At 29.3% G+C, this 3119-nt stretch carries 3 protein-coding genes; all 3 read left to right on the forward strand.

All coding sequences use genetic code 11. The features are described from left to right. Positions 1-485, forward strand: a 485-nt coding sequence (locus tag C0982_RS10260; protein ID WP_145994526.1) for an IS30 family transposase, incomplete at its 5' end; no start/stop codon positions are given. Positions 486-582: 97 nt separating this feature from the next. After that, positions 583-927, forward strand: coding sequence for a hypothetical protein (locus C0982_RS10265; protein ID WP_101774092.1), 345 nt, complete (start codon positions 583-585; stop codon positions 925-927). A gap of 304 nt (positions 928-1231) precedes the next feature. Then, positions 1232-3119: InlB B-repeat-containing protein (locus tag C0982_RS10270; RefSeq protein WP_180946942.1), on the forward strand; the 1888-nt coding region annotated here is incomplete at its 3' end.

Here is a 3119-nt window from a genome sequence, read left to right on the forward strand (position 1 = left end):
AATTTGGTCACTGGGAAATTGACACCGTTTTAGGTGGTAAAACCAAAGATCAAAACTGCGTTTTTTCACTTGTTGAAAGAAAAACAAGGTATTATCTGCCTATTAAAGTAGCATCAAAAGATAGCAACTCTATAAAGAAGGCATTCCAATCACTAGTTTACAGTTTTAAGAGTAATGTATCTGAGGTTTTTAAAAGTATTACATGCGATAATGGCTCCGAATTTTCGGAGATGCATACTTTTGAGTATTTATCAGATATTTACTTTGCTCACCCTTTTTCATCATATGAACGTGGTACAAATGAAAGATATAACGGGCTTTTAAGAAGGTTTCTACCAAAAGGAACATCCATGAACAAAGTAAGTAAAGAAGAAATTCTTCACTATGATGACTTAATAAATGGATTGCCTAGAAAAATCTTCAACTACAAAACTCCGAAAGATCTTTTTGAAGAAGAGATGGACAAAGTGTATTCAGTTTTATAAAAGTGTTCAATTTGATATTGCAATTTAGTGAAAAAAAGAAAAAGAAAAAGAAAAATGGAAGTAATTTGTAATAAAAATAAACGGAGGATAATTAAAGATGTTAATTATAGTACCTGCAGGGTTAAAAAAAGATGTTAAGGATAATTTAAAAAATAGCAATTATACGCAAGAAGAATTTAAATCTATGTATCAGAGCATTTTAACTGAAAATGAAAAAAGAAAAAAAGGATTTAAATTGGTTTCTTTAATTTTAGTGTTTACTATGGTTTTATTTACAATAATATCAATTAGCACAATGATGAAAAATAATATACTTATTTTTATTGTATTTTTTAATGCGACAGTAGTAATAAGCATAATATTTGCAATCAAATATCTATATGTTGATAGAATAAAAATACAGTTCATAAAGTATTCAAAACTTGGTGGATATACAGTGTAATTGGTTGTGTTGCTAAAGACAATCACTTTATGTTATACTTTGTTTGAAAATAGTTTTAATATACAGATTATTCAAAAACAAAACATATAAACATGAACAAAAAAATATAAAAGTAAATTAAAGCAATAATCATATCTTGGTTTCTGAGTTGTATGCATGTTGTAATATAAATTAAAAAAATAAATAACGGAAAAAATTTATACAAATTGTAAATAGAGTAGAAAAAGTAGATTTAAAGGTGAATTATGCATCTTAAAATAAGTATTTAATGAGATTACACAAAAAAACAATAGGAGGTTTTAGTATGTTAAAAAAAATAGTCTCAATTTGTATTGCTTTAATTTTTGTTATTACTAGCGCAGCGCCAATTAAAGCCCAAAGTTATAAGAAAGAGGATGATCCTTATGTTGAATATAACTTCATCAATAGTTTAACAGATGAGAAAAATAATTCAATACTCACTCCTTTCTCAAAAGAAAATGATGGATATGACAGAAATAATATAGATACCAAGTTTGGAATTGATGATAATGGTCCATATTGGTCTTGGAAATCTTCTCTTCCACGTGGAGGAGGATTTAAGATTTTGTTTAACAAAGATTTAAAAGATGAATATTCCATAGGAATGAAGTTTTCGTTTGATGAGATAAAAGGGCGTTGGAAAAAGATAATAGATTACAAAGACTCTAAAAGAGATACTGGTTTTTATTATTATGATAATGGAAAGCTACAATTCTATCCTCACTCTGCAAGTAGCTATACAGTGAAAGAAAATGAAGTAATAGATCTAATTGCAGTTAGAAATAAAGAGAATAAATTTATAGTATATATTAAAGGCTCTGATGGAAAATTATATGAGCAATTGAATATTTCAGATGTAGACTCTCAAGCTATACCAGAAACGATAGATGGGAATACAATATTAGGATTTTTCTTTGATGATACAGCCACAAGTAATGAAGCTACTCCAGGAGGTAAAATTTATAATTTAGTTATTTGGGACAAGGCCGTTGAAATATCAAAAATAACAGAAGAGCTTGACAATGGAAATGTCATAGTTAAACATGTAAATGAAGACAATGAAGAAATAGCTGAAAAAGACATACTAGAAGGTCATATAGGAGATGATTACAATACAACTGAAAAGACTATTCCTGGATATAAGTTTAAAGAAATGAAAGTAGGTAGTGCACCTATATCCGGCAAATTCAGTAAACAAATGCAGTATGTAACATATGTATACGAAGTAAATTCACCATTACATATAAAATATGATGGAAATGGTAATGAATCAGGAACTGTACCTGTAGATCTTACAGAGTATAATATCGATGATGAAGTAACAGTTCTTGATAGTGGAGATTTAAAAAGAGATGGTTATGAATTTAATGGTTGGAACACCAAGCCAGATGGAAAAGGAACTCAATATGATGTAGGATCTAAATTTAAGATTACCAAAGAGACTACTTTATATGCTTCTTGGAAAGAAGTGGAATTTAATGTGAAATATAAGGGAAATGGCAATATTTCAGGTACTGTACCTACTGATTCAAAAGACTATAAATTAAATGAAGAAGTAATAGTTCTTGATGGTGGAGATTTAAAAAGAGATGGTTATGAATTTAATGGTTGGAATACCAAGCCAGATGGAAAGGGGGCTCAATATGATGTAGGATCTAAATTTAAGATTACCGAAGAGACTACTTTATATGCTTCTTGGAAAGAAGTAGAGTTTAATGTAGTGTACAAGGCAGTAGACGCCACATCAGGAGAAGTACCTATAGATAAAAAAATTTATAAGATAAATGATGAAGTAACTGTATTAAATAATGGAACTGCAGAAAGAAAAGGATATAAGTTTGTAGGATGGAATACAAGAACAAATGGAAGTGGTATAACATATCGTCCTGGTGATAAGTTTAAAATAACAAGAGATACAAAATTATATATAATTTGGGAAAAAGATGATGATGGAGATGGTGGTGGCGGAACAGTAATTCCTCCAAGTAAAAAAGCAACAGCAGTGTTAGCAAATGGATCAAAATATACTGATGTATTGACAGCTACAGTACTTGCAAATGAAAGAAACTGCCCAATTCTACTAACTGGAACAGATAGTATATCTACGGAAACACTAAACGAATTAAAAAGACGTGGAACAGGAGATATAATAATATCTGGTGGTGTGGATT

The sequence above is a fragment of the Peptostreptococcus faecalis genome (genome assembly GCF_900240845.1).
Lineage (GTDB): Bacteria > Bacillota > Clostridia > Peptostreptococcales > Peptostreptococcaceae > Peptostreptococcus > Peptostreptococcus faecalis.